Source organism: Flavimobilis marinus (assembly GCF_900113055.1).
GTDB classification, from domain to species: Bacteria; Actinomycetota; Actinomycetes; order Actinomycetales; family Cellulomonadaceae; genus Flavimobilis; species Flavimobilis marinus.
Genome location: NZ_FONZ01000006.1, coordinates 1402 through 17676, shown reverse-complemented (window position 1 = coordinate 17676; position 16275 = coordinate 1402). Strand labels below are relative to the sequence as shown.

Below are 16275 nucleotides of genomic sequence, written 5' to 3'. Positions count from 1 at the left end.
TGGATCTGTTGGTAACGTACGTCCATGGGTACAGACAGCCCGCTGCTCGTGCCCGCCGTGGACCATGAGCCCGACTACTGGGTGGCCGACAACACCGGCATGCTCTCGCGCCGTGCGATGGCCGACGCGTCGGGTCCGTACGAGCGAACGATCACGCCGACGATCGCCGAGCTCTCGCTGCAGTTCCCTGCCGACCTTGTGGCAGACATGGAGGAGGCCGCGGCGGCGTTGTCGAGCTTCGACCAGTACGCCCGCACGCGCCTCGGCCACGACAACCCGACGCTCGGGCCGATGAACTCGATCTTGCTGCGGACCGAGTCGGCGTCGTCGTCCCAGATCGAGAACCTCACCGTGTCCGCCCGCCAGCTGGCGCTCGCCCAGATCGACGAGTCGACGGCAGGGAACGCCAACGTCGTGGTCGCCAACGTGCGCACCATGGAGGCGGCGCTGCGTCTCGCCGACCACCTGGATTCCGCGGCGCTCCTCGAGATGCACCGGGTCCTCCTGAGCGGCCAGCGCGGCGACAAGCCGCACGCCGGGCGCTACCGCGAGCAGCTGGTGTGGGTGGGTGCGAGCGCGGCATCGCCACGCGGAGCCGCGCACATCGCGCCCCATCACGCCCGGGTGCCCGCGGCGATCGACGATCTGGTGACGTTCATGGCGCGGCTCGATCTCCCTGTTGTGGCCCAAGCCGCGATCGCGCACGCCCAGTTCGAGACGATTCATCCGTTCACGGACGGCAACGGGCGCACCGGGCGCGCCCTCGTGCACGCGCTCATGCGGGCCAAGGGTCTGGTCACCAGCACGACGGCGCCGATCTCCGCCGGGTTGCTGGTCGACACCGATGCCTACACGAGTGCGCTGACGGCCTACCGCCGCGGGGATGCACGCCCGATCGTGGAGCAGTTCGCCGGCGCCTCGCGGTTCGCCGCAGTCTCCGGGTCGAGGCTCGTCGACGCGCTGGTCGCGCAGATCGACGCCGGGCGTGCTGCCTTGGACGAGCTGGGTCTGCGCTCACAGGCCGGGGCCTGGAAGGTGCTGCCCGCGTTGATCGCCCAGCCCGTGGTCAACGGTCGGTACCTGCAGGATCGCCTCGGGATGAACCCCGTCGCTGCGCAGCGCTCGCTCGACCAGCTCGCGCGGGCGGGGGTGCTGGTCGAACGCACCGGGATGCGACGCAACCGTGTGTGGCAGCACCCCGGTGTCGTCAGCGTCCTGGACGACTTTGCCGCTGGCCTCCGGCGCTCGTGACCGAGCGCCGACCTGAGCGGACGCTGAGGCTGCCCGGCCCGTGCGCCCGGCCTAAGGTGTCCGCATGACCCGCACCCCTCCCGCCGTCGGCCCTCGCCTCGTCGGCTCCCTCCTGCTGCGCGGCGCCCGCGTGCCCGGCTCCGGTGCCCCGCTCGACGTGCGCGTCCGCGACGGGGTGATCACCGCCGTCGGCCCTCGCCTGGAGCGCGAGGAGGGCGAGGCGTTCCTCGACGCCGAGGGGCGCTGGGCGATCCCGGGCCTGTGGGACAAGCACGTGCACCTCGGGCAGGTCGCGAAGTCGTTCAACCGGCTGGACCTCACGACGGCGACGAGCGCCGCGCACGCCCTCGAACTGCTGCGCGAGCGCCTCGAGTCGCGGCCCCGGGAGCCCGCGGTCGAGGGCTTCGGGTTCAAGGCGCCCCTGTGGACGGACCGCCCGACGCTCTCCGGGCTCGACGCCGTCGTCGGCGACGTCCCCGTGGTGCTCGCCTCGAACGACGTGCACGCGGGCTGGGTCAACACCGTCGCTCGCCGCCTGCTGGACCTCCCGCTCGACCCGCCTGACGACGACGGCCTCGTCCGCGAGACCGTCTGGTTCGACGCCCTCACCCGCTTCAACAGGATCGTCGACGACGTCGCGGCGCCCGGTCAGGAGATGACCGGCTACCGGGAGGTGCTCGCCACGTGCGCGGCCCGCGGGGTCGTGGGCGTCACCGACATGGAGTTCCACGACAGCACCCGCTACTGGCCGGACCGCTTCCTGTCCGGGCTGACCACCCTCCGGGTGCGGGCGGCTGTGTACACGCCGGGGCTCGACGACGTCCTCGCGCTCGGCTACGCGACCGGCCAGGAGATCCCGGGCGGCGGCGGCCTGCTCACCCAGGGCCCGCTGAAGATCATCACCGACGGCTCGCTCGGCACCCGCACCGCGCACTGCCGCGACCCGTACCCGAACCCCGGCGAGCCGGACCAGCCGCACGGCGTGCAGGCGGTGTCGCCCGACGAGCTCACCGAGCTGCTGGCCCGCGCCCACGCCGGCGGGCTCCAGGCCGCGGTGCACGCGCTCGGCGACGCCGCCGTCGACATCGCCCTCGACGCGTTCGAGGTGACCGGGACCCGCGGGTCGGTCGAGCACGCGCAGCTCGTCGCGCCCGGTCAGGCTGAGCGGATGGCGCGCCTCGGCGTCGTCGCCTCGGTCCAGCCCGCCCACCTGCTCGACGACCGCGACGTCACCGAGGCGATCTGGCCTGGGCGGTCGGCCCGCAGCTTCCCGCTGCGCGAGCTGTCCGACGCCGGGGTCGTCCTCGCGCTCGGGTCCGACGCGCCCGTCGCGCCGCTAGACCCGTGGCTCGCGATGGCCGCCGCCGTGCACCGCAGCGCCGACGACCGTCCCGCCTGGCACCCCGAGCAGCACCTCACCGTCGCCGAGGCGCTCGCGGCCAGCACCGATGGGCGCACCGGCCTCGCGCCGGGCGGTCCGGGGGACATCGTGCTCGTCGACGCCGACCCGCTGCAGCCGTTCGGCTCGACCGCTGAAACCTCCGAGCACCTGCGGGGCATGTCCGTCGCGGTCACCCTCGTCGCCGGTCGCGTGGTCCACGACGGGCGCTGAGCCGGCGCGCGCCCTTCGCGGCGGTGCTTATCGTGGCGGCATGACTGAACCCACGACCGCGCCCCTGCCCGCCTCCAGCCCGGCACGTTCCGACGGAGCCGACGTCGTCGCGCTCGTCGGCGGCCGGGTCGTCCCCGTCGTCGGCGACCCGATCGAGGGCGGCACCGTCCTGATGTCCGGCGGCAAGATCCAGGCGATCGGTGCGGACGTCCCGGTGCCCGACGGCGCGCGCGTCGTCGACGTCTCCGGCAAGTGGGTGCTCCCCGGGTTCGTCGAGGCCCACGGGCACATCGGCATCGACGAGGAGGCCAACGGGCCCATGGGCGACGACGTCAACGAGATGACGAAGCCCAACACCGCCGGGGTCCGCGCGATCGACGGCATCAACATCGCCGACGAGGGGTTCCGCGACGCGCTCGCCGGCGGCGTGACGTCTGCGGTCATCAAGCCCGGCTCGGGCAACGTGATCGGCGGCCAGAGCGTCGCGATCAAGACGTGGGGCGGGCGCACCGTCGACGAGCAGGTCATCGCGGAGTCCGTCAGCGTGAAGTCAGCGCTCGGCGAGAACCCCAAGCGCGTGTACGGCGGCAAGAAGCAGCTCCCCTCGACCCGCCTCGGAGTCGCGTTCGTCATCCGCGAGGCATTCCTCAAGGCGCAGCACTACGCCGCCCAGCGCGTCGCGGCGGAGACGAAGGGCGAGCCGTTCGCGCGCGACCTCGAGCTCGAGACCCTCGCGCGGGTGCTCGACGGCGAGCTTGCCTGGGACCAGCACGTGCACCGCCACGACGACCTCGCGACGGCGCTGCGTCTGGCCGACGAGTTCGGCTACCGCCTGGTGGTCAACCACGGCACGGAGGGGCACAAGCTCGCCGACGTGCTTGCCGAGCGCGACATCCCGGTGATCTTCGGACCCATGCTGACCAGCCGCACCAAGGTCGAGCTGCGCGACCGGGCGATCGAGAACATCGTGAAGCTGGCCGCCGCCGGCGTGCGCGTGGCGATCACGACCGACCACCCGGTGGTCCCGATCAACCTGCTCGTGCTGCAGGCCGCGCTCGCCGTCCGCGACGGCCTGCCGCGCCAGACGGCGCTCGAGGCGCTGACGATCAACCCGGCGTCGTTCCTCGGTCTCGACGGCCGCGTCGGTGCGCTCGCTCCGGGGCTGGACGCCGACGTCGTCGTCTGGTCCGGCGACCCGCTCGACGTGCCCTCGCGGGCCGAGCAGGTCTACATCGACGGCGCCCTCGTCTATGCGTGGGACGACGCCGCCCACCGCGGCCGGGTCGTGGAGCGCTCCGAGCGCTTCGTCTGAGGCGGTCGCGCCGGCGTGCACGCCCGGCGCGGGTCAGTCCACCGAACGGATGACCCGCGCCGGGTTGCCCACCGCGACCACGTTCGCGGGCAGGTCCTTGGTGACCACGGCTCCCGCGCCGACCACGGTGTTGGCGCCGATCGTCACGCCCGGGCAGACGACGACGCCGCCGCCGAGCCACACGTTGTCGCCGATCGTGATGGGCTGGGCCGCCTCCCACTTCGCGCGGCGCAGGTCGGCGTCGACGGGGTGCGTCGGGGTGAGCAGCTGGACGTGCGGGCCGATCTGCACGTCGTCACCGATGGTGATGGGCGCGACGTCGAGGGCCGTGAGGCCGAAGTTGGCGAAGGTGCGGGCGCCGATCCGGATCTTGCTGCCGTAGTCGACGTAGAAGGGCGGGCGGATCTCGGTGTCCGCTCCCACAGCGCCGAGCAGCGACTCGAGGAGCTCGCGCCGGAGCGGTCCCTGGCGGACCGTCGTCGCGTTGTAGGCGTCCATGAGGTCGAGGGCACGGGCGTTGGCCGCGCCGATCTCGGGGTCGTCGGCGATGTACAGGTCACCGGCGTCCATGCGCTCCCTCATGGAGCGGGCGTCGGTGGCGTCCGGGGTGGTGTCTGCGCTCATGGTCCGACGCTACGTGACACTCGGTCAGCCGGCGACGAGGAACGAGCCGACGAGGTCGACGAGGCCGCGCAGACCGAGGATCACGCCGACGCCGAGGCCCGTGAGGAGTGCCATCGAGACGGCCGCGGGGGCGGTGGAGGTGCGCCACGAGTCGTGGTCGTCGTCGTCGGTGAGGAACGGGCGTGCCACGGCCTGCTGCGGCGGGAACGAGGGGGGAGCGTCGACGTGGCGGCGGGGGGCGGGGGCGTGTGTCGTGGTCATGCCTCAACTCTGTCGAGACCGGATCGATGCCACATCCACCGGCCGGCTCGACGTGCGATGCGGCCCTCCACCCGGCGGTGGAGGGCCGCATCATCCCGCGGACTGACGGCCCCGGGAGGGGCGCGCGGACCTAGGGCAGGAAGCCGCCGTGCAGGGTGACGGGAAGGGTGCCCATCCGCGTCGTCTGGCCGGAACGCACGCGCACCTTGTCGCTCGCAGTCCAGTAGTACGGGGACTTGTAGGCGTACATGGGTGTCTCGACATCGCTGTTGACCGGGGGCCCCCAGATGCGGAGCGAATACCGCCCTCCCATGAGCTCCCCGAGGCGCAGGCGGGCGGTCGCTCCTGGGTAGTTCTCGTCGCGCTCGCTGATCGTCGGCCGCGACTTGCTGGTGGCGGCCGCGAGGAGGAGGGCCTCGTCGTGCACCGGCTTGCCTGAGTCCGCGTGGACCAGCGTCGCCGCCAGCGCCGCGTCGGCCCGGCGCTTGGGCGTGACCGTGCCGACGGCCGTCGAGCTGCGGGCCTTGACGCGGACCGTCGTGACCAGCCAGCGCTCGGGCTGCACCAAGCGTGAGCGGAGCACGAGACGGTAGGTGCCGGGCAGCGCTCGGAGCCGGAACTTCTCTCCGTTCTGGACGATCGTCGAGGCATGCGCGGCCGTGTCGCCGCGCCCGTTGATCGGTGCAGCGACGGGGATCAGGGTGACGAGCGTCCCGCCCTTCCCGGGCGCCCCGCGGACGGTGCCCGCCACCACGCCGGTCCGGCTCGTCCGGCGCATCTGCAGGTCGATGTCGACGCGCTCGCTGCTCGCGCTGATGTCGATCGTCTGGCTCTTCCCGGTGAGGACGCTCTTCTTGGTCGAGGTGATCGTGTGGCGACCGCGCTCGTGCACCCCCCGGAGGTCGTACCGCCCGGCGGCGTCGGGCCGGTCCGTGTCGAGGAGCCGACCATCAGGGCCGTGCAGGGTCACCGCGCCCCGGGACGGGATGCCGTCGACCGTGGCCACGCCGGTGATGACCGGGGCGCGGCTCAGGCTGAGGGTCGTGGTGTCGAGCTCGCCGGCGTCCAGCGTGACCCGCTGCGAGTCGGTGAAGTACCCGGGCGCTGAGGCCTGGATCGTGTACCGCCCCGGGATGAAGCCTCGGGTGAGGTCGTCGACGCCTGCGATGGCGACGGTCGTGCCGTCGCGCCGGAGGACGCTGAGCGTCGGCGTGGTCGACGGGGACGCGCCCTCGACGGCGACGTCGAACCCCGCGGGTGCGGCGAGCCGGTGGGTTCCACTCGCGATGGCGCTGGTCCGGGCTCGGTACCCGGTGGGGACGGCCACCCGGCTGTGGCTCTGCACGGCGCGCGACCCGATCCACGTCGGGAGCACGCGACCGTCGTTCTGGAACGCGCGAGGGTCGTCCGTGCTGACGGGGTCGTGGACCCGCAGCAGGAAGCGCTTGCCGCTGGCCGGTTGCTTGAGCGTGAAGTAGCCGTCGGCGTCCGTGATGGTCGTGCGCTTGAGCTGCTCGGTGAAGTACGCGCCCGTCGCGCGCGGGAGGTCCATGCCGACCACCAGTCCGGGCAGGGCGTGGCCCGCCGCGTCGACGAGCCTCCCGCTGATGGACGCGGTCGTGACGGCGTTGGCGATCGAGGTAGAGGTGTCGGTGACCGCGCCGGTGGCGGTGGCCGGGATGCTCGTTGCGGGCGCGAGTGCGAGGGCAGCGGCGAGAACAAGTGCTGCGGCTCTACGCCGCGTCATACATGATCCCGTAGACATGTGACAAGCGTCACACTCCGGACTTTGCGGGACAAGAGCCACGCGTCAGGAGCTCGGCGGCTGGCCGATGCGCTCGGTGGTCGGGACGGCGCGTCGGCGGCGCAGCTGGCGCAGGTTCTTCTGCGTGACGCCGCGCATCGCGGTGCTCCGGCTGCGGCCTCCGCCCTTGGTGCCCAGGCGGAGCGGCGCCCCGAGGAACTCCCCGAGGGTGACGCCGCCGGCGATCCCGAGGCCGATCATCATCGCGCCGAACAGCTCCGCGAACCCGGGCAGGATCCCGGTCGAGGTGTTGGACACGATGTCGAACAGACCGCGGTAGATCGCGAGCCCGGGCAGGAGCGGCACGATGCCGCACACGGACGTGACGATCGACTGCACCTTCAGCCGGGGCGAGGCCCACTCGGACAGGAAGCCGACGACGAGCGCGGCCGCCGCGGAGGCGACCGCGGGCCCTGCACCGAGCCCGGAGACGGTGGTCAGGACGGTCCAGGAGACGGCGCCGATGCCGGCGGCGACGAAGGCGGCGCGGGGGCGGGCGTAGGACGCGACGGCCCAGCCGAGCGCGACGACGGCGGCCGCTGCGGTGCGGACCACGGCGTGCGACGTGGCCGTCGGGGGGTCGAAGAGCACCAGCGGAACGCCGAGCCGGCGGGCGAGGTCCAGCACGCCCGTGATGCCGACGACGATCCCGAGGGTGAGCACGACGACCTCGAACGAGCGGGCGGCGGCCGTGATGGGAAAGCCCGAGATCGCGTCCTCGGCGGCGCCGACGAGCGACAGGCCGGCGAGGAGGACGACGATGCCGGAGGCGACGACGAGCGACGGGGGGAGCAACGACGGGTCGATCGGCAGATGGGGGACGGCGAGATACAGCGCGACGGCGACCAGCGCGGCGACGCCGGCGCCAGCGGCCTGGAGGAAGAACGGCGGCAGTCCCCGGCGCCCGAGCGCCCACACGACGCGGTCGATCGCGGCGGTGGTGGCCGCGGCGACGAGCATGACGGGGAGGGTGCCGCCAAGGAGGACCGCGATCGCGCCGGCCATGGCGGAGAGCGCGACGGTGATGACCCACCGCTGGTACGTCTGCGGTGCCGTGACGATCCGGTCGAGGCGGGTGTGGGCGTCCTCGAGCCGCTCCATCGCCTGCTCGGGAGGCACGGGCGCGTCGGCGACGTCCTGCGCGAGCTCGACGACGCGTTGCAGCCGGCCGTAGTCCGGGATGCGGTCACGGACGATGCGCATCATCGTGACCGGCAGCTCGTCGCCGCCGCGGTCGTAGGAGACCGTGATCGCGGTGAAGGTCAGGTCGATCTGGGTGCCGTGCAGCCCGAACGCGCGGATGACGGTGCGGATCGCCTGGGTGACGTCGACTGCGGAGGCGCCGAGGGCGAGCATCGACTCGCCGATCCGCAGGCCGAGCTCGAGCACGCCGCGCACGGCTGCCGAGTCGAGGCCCTCGGGTCGCGATCGCAGGCCGGTCTGGAGGTTCGGTGCGCCTCCGCCGACACGTCGGGCAAGCCTCCGCACATCCAGCCGCCGTCCCATCCGGCGAGTCTAGGGGTGCCTGTGCGGGTGGGCGTCGTGTGCGCTCCGGATCACCCGTTGGGGGCCTCACGAACCGCGGAACCCCGCCGATGGGAGGGGCGAGCGGAAGATCCCGCCGTGAGACCGAGGAGCACGACATGTCCGACACCCTGACGCGCGAGGCGTTCACTGCCTACCCCGCGGCTGCTCCCTCTGCCGCGCCTCGCGCCGACGCCGCACACGTCTCGGTGCACGGCGTCGACGCGCAGACTGGCTTCCCGGTCACCTGGCACGTCACCACGCTGGCGGAGGACGGTCTCCCCGGTGCGTACCTGATCGAGCGCGCCGAGGGTGACATTCGGAACCCGGCTGTCTGGATGCAGGCGCGACGCACTGCCCGCACCGTCGGCGAGCTCGAGGTGCTCGACCTGATCCGCGAGGTGCTGTTCCAGGGCGGCTCGCTCGGCTGACCTCAGCCCAGCAGCTCCGGGAGGTCGGCGGGGTCCTCGCCCCGCACGTGCTCGCCCAGGAAGCCCAGCACCACCTGGTACCAGACCTTCGCGTGCTGCGGCTTGAGGATCCAGTGGTTCTCGTCCGGGAAGTACAGGAACCGGTGCACCGTCGAGCCGTCCTCGGCCTGCGGCAGCGCGGACTTCGCGAGCAGCTCGTACCAGAGGCGCAGGCCCTCGCCGATCGGCACGCGGTAGTCCTTGTCGCCGTGGACGACGAGCATCGGGGAGCGGATGTTGCCGACGTGCTCGTGCGGCGAGTGGCCCTTCTCGAGCGCCATGAACTGGCGCTCCCAGGCGTACGCCGCGTCCGTCGTCGGCCCGAACCCGTCGAGGGCCCACAGGCTCGCGTGGGTGACGATCGCGCGGAACCGGTCGGTGTGGCCGGCGACCCAGTTCGCCATGTAACCGCCGAACGAGCCGCCCATCGCTGCGGTGCGGGTCTCGTCGATCTCCGGCAGGGCCTCGGCCGCGTCGGTCGCAGACATGAGGTCCGTGTAGGGCTCCGCGCCCCAGCGGCCCCAGCCGCGCTGGATCATGTGCTGCCCGTAGCCGGTGGACAGCGCGGGGTCCGGCAGCAGGACGGCGTAGCCCTGGGCCACCATCAGCCACGGGTTCCAACGCCAGCTCCACGAGTTCCAGGAGCTCAGCGGACCGCCATGGATCCACAGCAGCAGCGGGGCGGGGGTCTCGGCGCTCGCGCCGTGCGGCAGGGCGAGCCAGGAGCGCACGCGCGTGCCGTCGTCGGCCGTCGTCTCCACCTCGGTGAGGCGGCCCGGCAGCTCGGGGCGCGGGACGGGGCCGCGCAGGGCAGTGACCGAGGCCCCGGTCGCGGCGCTCGGGAGGTCGACGCGGACGACCTCTGCCGGGTGCTCGTACGAGGCGCGCAGGGCGTAAGCAGCGGTGCCGTCGGGGGCGACCACGAGGTCGCTGAACGCGCCGTCACCGGTGAGGCGGGCGATCGCTCCGGACTCGGCGTCGACGTGGAAGACCGGGGCGCGTCCGTCCTCGTCCGAGGTCATCAGGAGGCCGGAGCCGTCGGGCAGCCAGTGGAACTGGCCGGGCCAGGAGTCCCGCTCCTGGGCGAGGCGCCGCTGCTCGCCGGAGGCGAGGTCGAGCACCCAGAGCGAGACGACGACGGCCGACTCGGCGGTGCCGCGGTCCTCGCGGACGTACGCCAGGCTGGCGCCGTCCGGGCTCAGGCGCGGCGCGGCGAACTCGACCTCGGCGTCGCCCGTGAGCAGCGGTGTGCGCTCGCCGGTGGCGACGTCGACGCGGACGAGGTCGCTGCGGAGCCGACCGTGCCCCTCGGGCGTGCGCCAGGTGGTCACCAGGAAGGACCCGTCCGCTGCGAGGTCGTAGGCGGCGTTGATCAGGCTCGTGCCGGCGTCAGGCGTGAGGTCCCGGAGCTCGAGTGGCTCGTCGTCGGCCGCGGCGGCGTCGCCCGTGGGGATCGTACCGCCCGGAGCGAGGGCCGCAGCATAGAGACGGGGTGCGGCGGGTCCGAGGTCGTGGTCCCAGTAGCGCACGGGGTAGCCGGTGTGCAGGATCGCGGCGACCTTGGCGTCCTTGCGGGCGGCGCGCAGCTCCTTCTCGGAGGCGAGGTCAGCGGAGCTCGGCAGCGCGGAGGCCTGCACGAGGAGGACCTCGCCGGACTCGGCCGCGCGGGCGGCCTCGATGCCGCCGGGGTGCGTCGCGAGGATGCGGGCTTCTCCGCCGTCGGCCGGGATGGTCCACAGGGCGGGCACCTCGTCGTCGTCCCCGCCCGGGCGCTTGGCGACGAACAGGAGGTCACCCGCGGGGGTGAAGCGTGCCTGAGACTCGCCCTTGGCGCCGCGCGTGAGTCGGCGCGCGGGGCGCTCGCCCGTGGCGTCGACCTCCCACAGGGCGGTGACGTAGCCGGTGCCGTCGTCGTTCAGCGTGCCCACACCGGTGACGAGGCGACGTCCGTCGGGGGAGATCGTCAGGGAGCCCAGTCGCGGCAGGGCGACGTAGGCGTCGAGGTCGTGGAACGGGGTCTCGGGGGATGCGGAGGTGTCGCCGGGGTTCTCAGTCACCAGGACATCTCAGCACGAGTCACCGACACCGCGTACGTCGGCGCTCGTGGCCACGCGGGCATCGGCCCTGGTCAGTACACGAAGATGGCGAACCGGGACGGGTCGTGGGCGTGCACGATCGCCATGAACACGATCGCGTCGAACAGCAGGTGCACCATCAGCACGAGGGTCAGCGACCGGGTGCGCGTGAAGATGAGTCCCTGCAGCAGCGCGAAGGGGATGGTCAGGAACGGGCCCCACTCGCGGTAGCCCAGCTCCCACAGGAACGACACGAAGATCGCGGCCTGCAGCAGGTTGGCCTGCCACGCCGGGAAGTGTCGCAGCAGCAGCGTGAAGCACGTGCAGATGAAGAACAGCTCGTCCCAGGTCCCGACGCCGTTGACGCCGACGAAGAACCTGGCCAGGGCGCCGTCGTCCTCGAGGGACGGCCAGTTCTCGTAGGCGCCCGAGGTGACGAAGTAGAACGGCAGGATCGCCCAACCGAGCAGGGGGACGGCCACGAGGTAGGCCTTCTCCGACCGCGGCCAGGGCTGCCCCGTCCGCCACGGGAACCGGATGGCCCTACGCCGGTACACGAGCCGGTCGACGGCGAACGGGACGGCGACGGCGAGGGTGAGGGCGGTGCCGATGGCGAAGAAGCGGGGCCAGGAGACGTCCGCCTCCATGGAGGTGGTGCTGATGATCAGGATCCCGAGGGCGATCAGCAGGAGATCCTTGCCGAGGGCGCGGCGGACGACGGCGGCGGCGACGAGGCTGACGAGCAGGACGACGTAGCCCGCCGGGCGGGCGTGCACGCCGAACAGCAGGACGGCCGACGCCGAGACTCCCGCCGCGCACAGGAGCGCAGGCACGTCGACGGCGGCCGCGTCGGGCCCGTGGGCGTCGGTCGCGGGCGTCGTCACCGTGCCAGCATGCCGAAGGCGCGCCACGTCGGCATGTCGAGTGGGGCCCGCGAGGCAGACGTCTCCGTGTCGGCGGGTGTCTCTAGAGTGCGAGACGTGACCACAGACCTGACGATCCACGAGTACGGCGACCCCTCCGCGCCGACCATCCTGTTGGTGCACGGCGTGACCGAGGCGGGCACGTCGTGGCCCGATCTCGTGGCGCGGTGGCAGGACCGCTGGCATCTGCTCGCCCTGGACCTGCGGGGGCACGGTTCGTCGCCGCGGTTCACCCCGGACGAGATCTCGCGGTCCCCCGAGGTGCTTGTCGCGGACGTCCTCGCGGTGCTCGAGGCGCAGCCGGAGCCGGTCATCGTCGTCGGGCACTCGCTGGGCGGGTTCCTCACGCTGCGCGCGGCGCTCGCCCGGCCGGAACTCGTGCGCGCCGTCGTGCTCGAGGACCCGGCGAAGCCGGCCGGCAGCGTGCCTGATCCCGCGTTCGTGGCGATGAACGAGGGATTCCTGGACGCGATGGCGGATACCGACGCGGAGATCGCGCGGATGCGACGCGAGACGCCGTGGAGCATGGAGGAGATCGAGGCCTGGGCTGCGTGCAAGGGAGACGTCGACCGCGCCTACATCCACGACGGGCTGTTCCTGGGGGATCACGACTGGGAGGAGCAGTTTCGTTCGCTGGCCGTGCCGGGCCTGCTCGTGCTCCCGCCCGAGGCGCCGATGGCCCCAGACCTGACTCAGGTCGACAACCCGCAGCTGCGCACCGTCGTGATCCCCGGGACCGGTCACTGCGTGCGCCGGGACCAGCCGGAGGCGTTCCACGCCGCCGTGGACGCGTTCCTCGACGGGGTGCGTTGATCGCAGTTCAGCAGCACCACGTGCATCAGGAGTTCCGGCGCGCAAGGATGGGACCAGGGCTCCGAACCCTGAGGGGGGAGGTGCGTGATGGGAGTCGCTGAGGTCCGGGAGGCCATGGTGGCCCGCCCGCGCGCCGCATATCTGCCGCCCGAGGTGTCCGCGCGAGGCGACGACGACGTCCCGCTCGCCATCGGGTACGGCGCGACCTGCTCTCAGCCGTCCACGGTCGCCGAGATGCTGACGCTCCTCGACCCTCAGCCGGGAGACCGGGTGCTCGACGTCGGCTCGGGTTCCGGGTGGACGACTGCGCTGCTCGCCCGGGTCGTCGGGCCCAGCGGGGTCGTGGTCGGCGTCGAGCTGGAGCCCGCTCTCGTCGAGATGGGCCGGGAGAACCTGGCGCGCGCTGGCGTGGACGCGCGGATCGAGCAGGCGGTCCCAGGTCGGGTGGGGTGGCCCGAAGGCGCCCCCTTCGATCGGATCCTCGTCTCGGCCGAGGCGCAGGAGGTGCCCGCGTCGCTCGTCGCGCAGCTGACTCCGGAGGGCCGCATGGTCATCCCGGTGCGCGGAACGATGGGGGTGGTGCGACGCGACGGTGACACCTTCGAGATGCGCACGCTCGGGGCGTACCGGTTCGTGCCGCTGCGTGAGGTGGGCGATCCGTAGGGCGGCGACCCATCGACCTGCACGTGCCCGCGCCGCGGCCGCGTCAGAGGGTGAGCCCCGCGAGGAACGCAACGTAGGAGGCGCCGGCCGCGAAGGCGAACGCATCGCGGGCTCGGCGAGGGGCACCGATCGCAGTGAGGACACCGACGATGGCGAGCAGGGCCCAGCAGACGGGATGGCCGTAGCGGATCGCTGCTTCCTGCAGGCCGGTCGCCGTTGCGGCTCGTTCGGGGATGACGAGGGACCAGACCGTGGTCATCCCTGTGGCGATGACCGCGCCGCTCCAGCCGAGCCACCGCTGACGTGCCGTGGGTTCGTGGCGGGCGGCGGCGGGCAGCGGCGCGGCGGGTTGGCGGCGGGTCATGGTGCTGTCTCCGGGGTGAGCGAGGCGAGGGTCTCCGAGGTCCACGCGAGGCTGGCGTCGGTCAGGTGGATCCCGTGTCGCACCGTGGCCAGCCAGTACGCCTGGTCGGGCGCAGGATCGTCGGCGACCTGAGCCTCGAGGTCCGCGAGGTAGGCCCGAGACTCCGTGAGTGCGCCCCGGTGCATCTCGAGATGGCGCTCGACAGTGCCAGGCTCGGCGTGGCGCCCGAAGAAGACCTTGAGGAGGAGCTCGCTGCGGTGCGAGGAGGACGTGGCCGGGGCTTGCGCGAGCCAGGTGCGCAACGCGTCGTACCCGGCCGGCGTCAACGTGTGTTCACGTCCCCGTCCGGTCCGCGCGGCTCGGCTCGCGACGAGACCGTCCCGTTCGAGGGCCGCCAGCGTCGGGTAGAGCTGTCCGAAGGACTCGTGCCAGAAGTGACCGATGGTGCCCGCGATGGTCTCGCGCAGCGCGTAGCCGGTCATGGGGCCGAGCGTGAGCATGCCGAGGACGGCGTAGCGAGTGGTGGATGAGCGTGCCATCCCCCCATGGTGTATCTGACAGATATATCCGGCAAGGGTCGGCGCGCGCCGGGGTCGGATCAGGCGCGCTCGAGGAGCACGAGCACCTCGAAGTGTCCGGTCTGCGGGAACATGTCCAGGACCTGCGCGCGCCGGGGCGCGAACGACGGCATCGCGGCGAGGTCGCGCGCGAGCGACTCGGCGTTGCAGCTCGAGTAGATCACCGTGCGGACCGCCGACGCCGACTCGAGCCAGCCGGCCAGCGTGGGCCCGATGCCCCGGCGGGGCGGGTTCACGATCACGAGGTCGGGGGCGTGAGGTGCGGCGAGCGCGAAGGCGGTCGCGTCGTCGGCATGGAAGGTGACCCGGGCGGCACCCGGCTCGGTGAGGGCCAGCTCGTCGCGGCTCAGGTTCGCGCTCGCGGTCGCCTCGACGCTGGTCTCGACGCCGACGACGTCGCGTGCGTCGTCCGCACAGTGCAGCGCGAAACCGCCGACGCCGCAGTACAGGTCCCAGATCGAGCGCGGCGCGGCCTCGTCGACCCAGGCGCGCGCCTGGCGGTAGAGGGTGGCGGCGACCGGGGTGTTCGTCTGGAAGAAGCTCTGGGCGCGCAGGTACAGGGTGACGTCGTTCATGCGCACGGGCAGCGCGGTCTGCTCCGTCAGCGGCAGCTCTCGGGAGCCCTCGAGGACGGCCTTGTGCTCGGGCAGGAGGTTCGCGGAGGCGACGCGGATCTGGGGGAGCGCCTCGAGCAGGGCGGGCAGGTGCTTGCGGATCCGCGAGACCGGCTCCTGGCTGCGCAGGACGAACCGCACCATGAGCTCGCCGTCGGGCGACTCGGTGATCAGGAGGTGCTTGAGCTCGCCGCGCCGGCCCGGCACGTCGTAGGGGGTGAGGTTCGCGTGCGTGATGAACGCGGCGAGCGCGGGGAACGCGGCGCGCAGGCCCGGGGTGTAGAGCGGGCAGTTGCGCAGGTCGACGCCGAGGCCACGTTCGTCGAGGATGCCGACGATCGGCTCGGCGGCCGTGCCGGAGACGACCATCTTGGCCTTGTTGCGGAAGCCCGCCTCGGCGCTCGTGACCGGGGGGAGCCACTCGAGGTCGGGGTAGGCGGCGAGGAGGTCGCGCGAGCGCTGGTCCTTGCCGGCGATCTGCTCCTCGTACGGCTGCAGCAGCAGGGTGCAGGAGGAGCACCGCGCTGAGTCGAAGTAGGAGCACTGCATGAGTTCCAGTATCCGCGACGGGTTGCCGGTGGCGTGGGTGGGTTCGGTCACGTCGAGCGGTCGACGCGGGTGCCGAATGTGAGGTTCGCGTCGGTGAGCGTGAAGGTCGCGAGGGGGCGGCGGCCCGTGAGCCAGCCGAGCGGGCCGTCGACGGCGACCTCCCAGTGGGCGCTGGCCGTGCGGACCGTGGCGGTGACCGTGTTGTGGGCGGTGACGGCGGTCGCGTAGTGCTGCCGGGGGGCGACCGGATCCTCGCGCTGTGCGGTGGTGAGGGGGACGGAGACGCGGCTCGGGGGGAGGCGGCGACCGGGGCGACGGTCGAGGCGGGCTATGGGGGCGCCGTCGAGCGTGCGGAACTCGGTTCGCTCGCCCGAGTGGGCCCTAGCGGATCGGGTGGTCGTGGCGAGGGCCTTCGGGATCGCCCACAGTGCGCGGCCGCCCGCCTGGGACGCAGGGCTGTCGACCCAGATCTGCGTGACCGTGACCCGCAGCGCGAGGCCCCTCCGCGTGAGCACGGCGACCAGCAGCTCGTCGTAGGAGAGGTCGCAGCCGAGCTCGTAGCGTGCGACGGCGAGGCCGACGAGGGCGTGGCGGCCGAGGCTGACCGGGCGGTGGCCGCGCGGCGGGTGTGCGGTGAGCTCGGGAACCGCTCGCGCGGGCACGGAGAAGAGCGAGAACGTCATGGTGCCGGTGAGGAACCACGGCGGGGCCGGATAGGCCGCGCCCGAGGTGGCGGCAGGCGTCTGCATGGATCCCTCCCTGAGTGGTGGGCTGAACAGCGTCGGTGGACGACAGCTTCGGTGGACGACAGCTTCGGTGGACGACAGCTTCGGTGGAC

Annotated in this window: 16 protein-coding genes; 6 read left to right on the top strand and 10 right to left on the bottom strand. The window is 72.7% G+C overall.

The window, feature by feature from the left end; translation table 11 throughout:
- Positions 1 to 24: 24 nt before the first annotated feature.
- The 3 genes from BMZ30_RS12980 to BMZ30_RS12970 all read left to right on the top strand — a co-directional run bounded on the left by BMZ30_RS12980 (position 25) and on the right by BMZ30_RS12970 (position 4175).
- Entirely contained in the window at positions 25 to 1251 is a 1227-nt protein-coding gene (locus BMZ30_RS12980; protein WP_093379679.1) for a Fic family protein, read from the top strand.
- Between the two features lie 64 nt (positions 1252 to 1315).
- A complete protein-coding gene (locus BMZ30_RS12975) occupies positions 1316 to 2863 on the top strand; it encodes an amidohydrolase (RefSeq protein ID WP_093379676.1) in 1548 nt (515 codons plus the stop codon).
- A gap of 40 nt (positions 2864 to 2903) precedes the next feature.
- Positions 2904 to 4175, top strand: coding sequence for an amidohydrolase (locus BMZ30_RS12970; protein WP_093379673.1), 1272 nt, complete (start codon positions 2904 to 2906; stop codon positions 4173 to 4175).
- Positions 4176 to 4208: 33 nt separating this feature from the next.
- Here BMZ30_RS12970 and BMZ30_RS12965 read toward each other — a convergent pair whose 3' ends face one another.
- The 4 genes from BMZ30_RS12965 to BMZ30_RS12950 all read right to left on the bottom strand — a co-directional run bounded on the left by BMZ30_RS12965 (position 4209) and on the right by BMZ30_RS12950 (position 8370).
- Positions 4209 to 4799 carry a sugar O-acetyltransferase gene (locus BMZ30_RS12965; RefSeq protein ID WP_219810230.1) on the bottom strand — a complete coding sequence of 197 codons (591 nt, stop codon included), beginning with the start codon at positions 4797 to 4799 and terminating at the stop codon, positions 4209 to 4211.
- 24 nt (positions 4800 to 4823) lie between these two features.
- The gene (locus BMZ30_RS12960; RefSeq protein WP_093379671.1) at positions 4824 to 5060 is read right to left on the bottom strand and encodes a hypothetical protein; all 237 of its coding nucleotides are present in this window, start codon (positions 5058 to 5060) and stop codon (positions 4824 to 4826) included.
- A 130-nt stretch (positions 5061 to 5190) separates the two neighbouring features.
- Positions 5191 to 6807, bottom strand: a complete 1617-nt coding sequence (locus BMZ30_RS12955; RefSeq protein ID WP_093379668.1) for a peptidase associated/transthyretin-like domain-containing protein — start codon at positions 6805 to 6807, stop codon at positions 5191 to 5193.
- A gap of 63 nt (positions 6808 to 6870) precedes the next feature.
- Entirely contained in the window at positions 6871 to 8370 is a 1500-nt protein-coding gene (locus BMZ30_RS12950) for a threonine/serine exporter family protein (protein ID WP_093379666.1), read from the bottom strand.
- Between the two features lie 137 nt (positions 8371 to 8507).
- On the opposite strand from BMZ30_RS12950, the gene BMZ30_RS12945 reads away from it, so the two are divergent.
- The gene (locus tag BMZ30_RS12945; RefSeq protein WP_093379664.1) at positions 8508 to 8819 is read left to right on the top strand and encodes a hypothetical protein; all 312 of its coding nucleotides are present in this window, start codon (positions 8508 to 8510) and stop codon (positions 8817 to 8819) included.
- 2 nt (positions 8820 to 8821) lie between these two features.
- Here BMZ30_RS12945 and BMZ30_RS12940 read toward each other — a convergent pair whose 3' ends face one another.
- A complete protein-coding gene (locus BMZ30_RS12940) occupies positions 8822 to 10915 on the bottom strand; it encodes a S9 family peptidase (RefSeq protein WP_093379662.1) in 2094 nt (697 codons plus the stop codon).
- Positions 10916 to 10986: 71 nt separating this feature from the next.
- A complete protein-coding gene (locus BMZ30_RS12935) occupies positions 10987 to 11817 on the bottom strand; it encodes a CPBP family glutamic-type intramembrane protease (RefSeq protein ID WP_229828387.1) in 831 nt (276 codons plus the stop codon).
- A 96-nt stretch (positions 11818 to 11913) separates the two neighbouring features.
- On the opposite strand from BMZ30_RS12935, the gene BMZ30_RS12930 reads away from it, so the two are divergent.
- Both BMZ30_RS12930 and BMZ30_RS12925 read left to right on the top strand, forming a co-directional pair.
- Positions 11914 to 12669 (top strand): alpha/beta fold hydrolase, encoded by a 756-nt coding sequence (locus BMZ30_RS12930; protein WP_093379790.1) that lies wholly within the window; start codon positions 11914 to 11916, stop codon positions 12667 to 12669.
- An 87-nt stretch (positions 12670 to 12756) separates the two neighbouring features.
- Entirely contained in the window at positions 12757 to 13332 is a 576-nt protein-coding gene (locus BMZ30_RS12925; protein WP_093379659.1) for a protein-L-isoaspartate O-methyltransferase family protein, read from the top strand.
- Between the two features lie 43 nt (positions 13333 to 13375).
- Here BMZ30_RS12925 and BMZ30_RS12920 read toward each other — a convergent pair whose 3' ends face one another.
- From BMZ30_RS12920 to BMZ30_RS12905, 4 genes are read right to left on the bottom strand one after another with little or no spacing between them, the layout of a single operon-like run.
- Positions 13376 to 13696 (bottom strand): hypothetical protein, encoded by a 321-nt coding sequence (locus tag BMZ30_RS12920; protein WP_093379657.1) that lies wholly within the window; start codon positions 13694 to 13696, stop codon positions 13376 to 13378.
- Positions 13693 to 14235, bottom strand: a complete 543-nt coding sequence (locus tag BMZ30_RS12915) for a PadR family transcriptional regulator (RefSeq protein ID WP_093379654.1) — start codon at positions 14233 to 14235, stop codon at positions 13693 to 13695. Before BMZ30_RS12915 ends, BMZ30_RS12920 begins: the two co-directional genes overlap by 4 nt.
- Positions 14236 to 14294: 59 nt before the next feature.
- Positions 14295 to 15437 (bottom strand): 23S rRNA (uracil(747)-C(5))-methyltransferase RlmC, encoded by a 1143-nt coding sequence (gene rlmC, locus BMZ30_RS12910; protein WP_093379652.1) that lies wholly within the window; start codon positions 15435 to 15437, stop codon positions 14295 to 14297.
- Between the two features lie 47 nt (positions 15438 to 15484).
- Entirely contained in the window at positions 15485 to 16186 is a 702-nt protein-coding gene (locus BMZ30_RS12905) for an acetoacetate decarboxylase family protein (protein WP_093379649.1), read from the bottom strand.
- Between the last annotated feature and the right edge of the window lie 89 nt (positions 16187 to 16275).

Bases quoted from the DNA above. Each gene is read 5' to 3' on its own strand.
- BMZ30_RS12970 (WP_093379673.1), top strand. From the start codon at position 2,904: ATGACTGAACCCACGACCGCGCCCCTGCCCGCCTCCAGCCCGGCACGT.
- rlmC (WP_093379652.1), bottom strand. From the start codon at position 15,437: ATGCAGTGCTCCTACTTCGACTCAGCGCGGTGCTCCTCCTGCACCCTG.
- BMZ30_RS12905 (WP_093379649.1), bottom strand. From the start codon at position 16,186: ATGCAGACGCCTGCCGCCACCTCGGGCGCGGCCTATCCGGCCCCGCCG.
- BMZ30_RS12920 (WP_093379657.1), bottom strand. From the start codon at position 13,696: ATGACCCGCCGCCAACCCGCCGCGCCGCTGCCCGCCGCCGCCCGCCAC.
- BMZ30_RS12950 (WP_093379666.1), bottom strand. From the start codon at position 8,370: ATGGGACGGCGGCTGGATGTGCGGAGGCTTGCCCGACGTGTCGGCGGA.
- BMZ30_RS12975 (WP_093379676.1), top strand. From the start codon at position 1,316: ATGACCCGCACCCCTCCCGCCGTCGGCCCTCGCCTCGTCGGCTCCCTC.
- BMZ30_RS12965 (WP_219810230.1), bottom strand. From the start codon at position 4,799: ATGAGCGCAGACACCACCCCGGACGCCACCGACGCCCGCTCCATGAGG.
- BMZ30_RS12980 (WP_093379679.1), top strand. From the start codon at position 25: ATGGGTACAGACAGCCCGCTGCTCGTGCCCGCCGTGGACCATGAGCCC.
- BMZ30_RS12960 (WP_093379671.1), bottom strand. From the start codon at position 5,060: ATGACCACGACACACGCCCCCGCCCCCCGCCGCCACGTCGACGCTCCC.
- BMZ30_RS12955 (WP_093379668.1), bottom strand. From the start codon at position 6,807: ATGACGCGGCGTAGAGCCGCAGCACTTGTTCTCGCCGCTGCCCTCGCA.
- BMZ30_RS12945 (WP_093379664.1), top strand. From the start codon at position 8,508: ATGTCCGACACCCTGACGCGCGAGGCGTTCACTGCCTACCCCGCGGCT.
- BMZ30_RS12915 (WP_093379654.1), bottom strand. From the start codon at position 14,235: ATGGCACGCTCATCCACCACTCGCTACGCCGTCCTCGGCATGCTCACG.
- BMZ30_RS12925 (WP_093379659.1), top strand. From the start codon at position 12,757: ATGGGAGTCGCTGAGGTCCGGGAGGCCATGGTGGCCCGCCCGCGCGCC.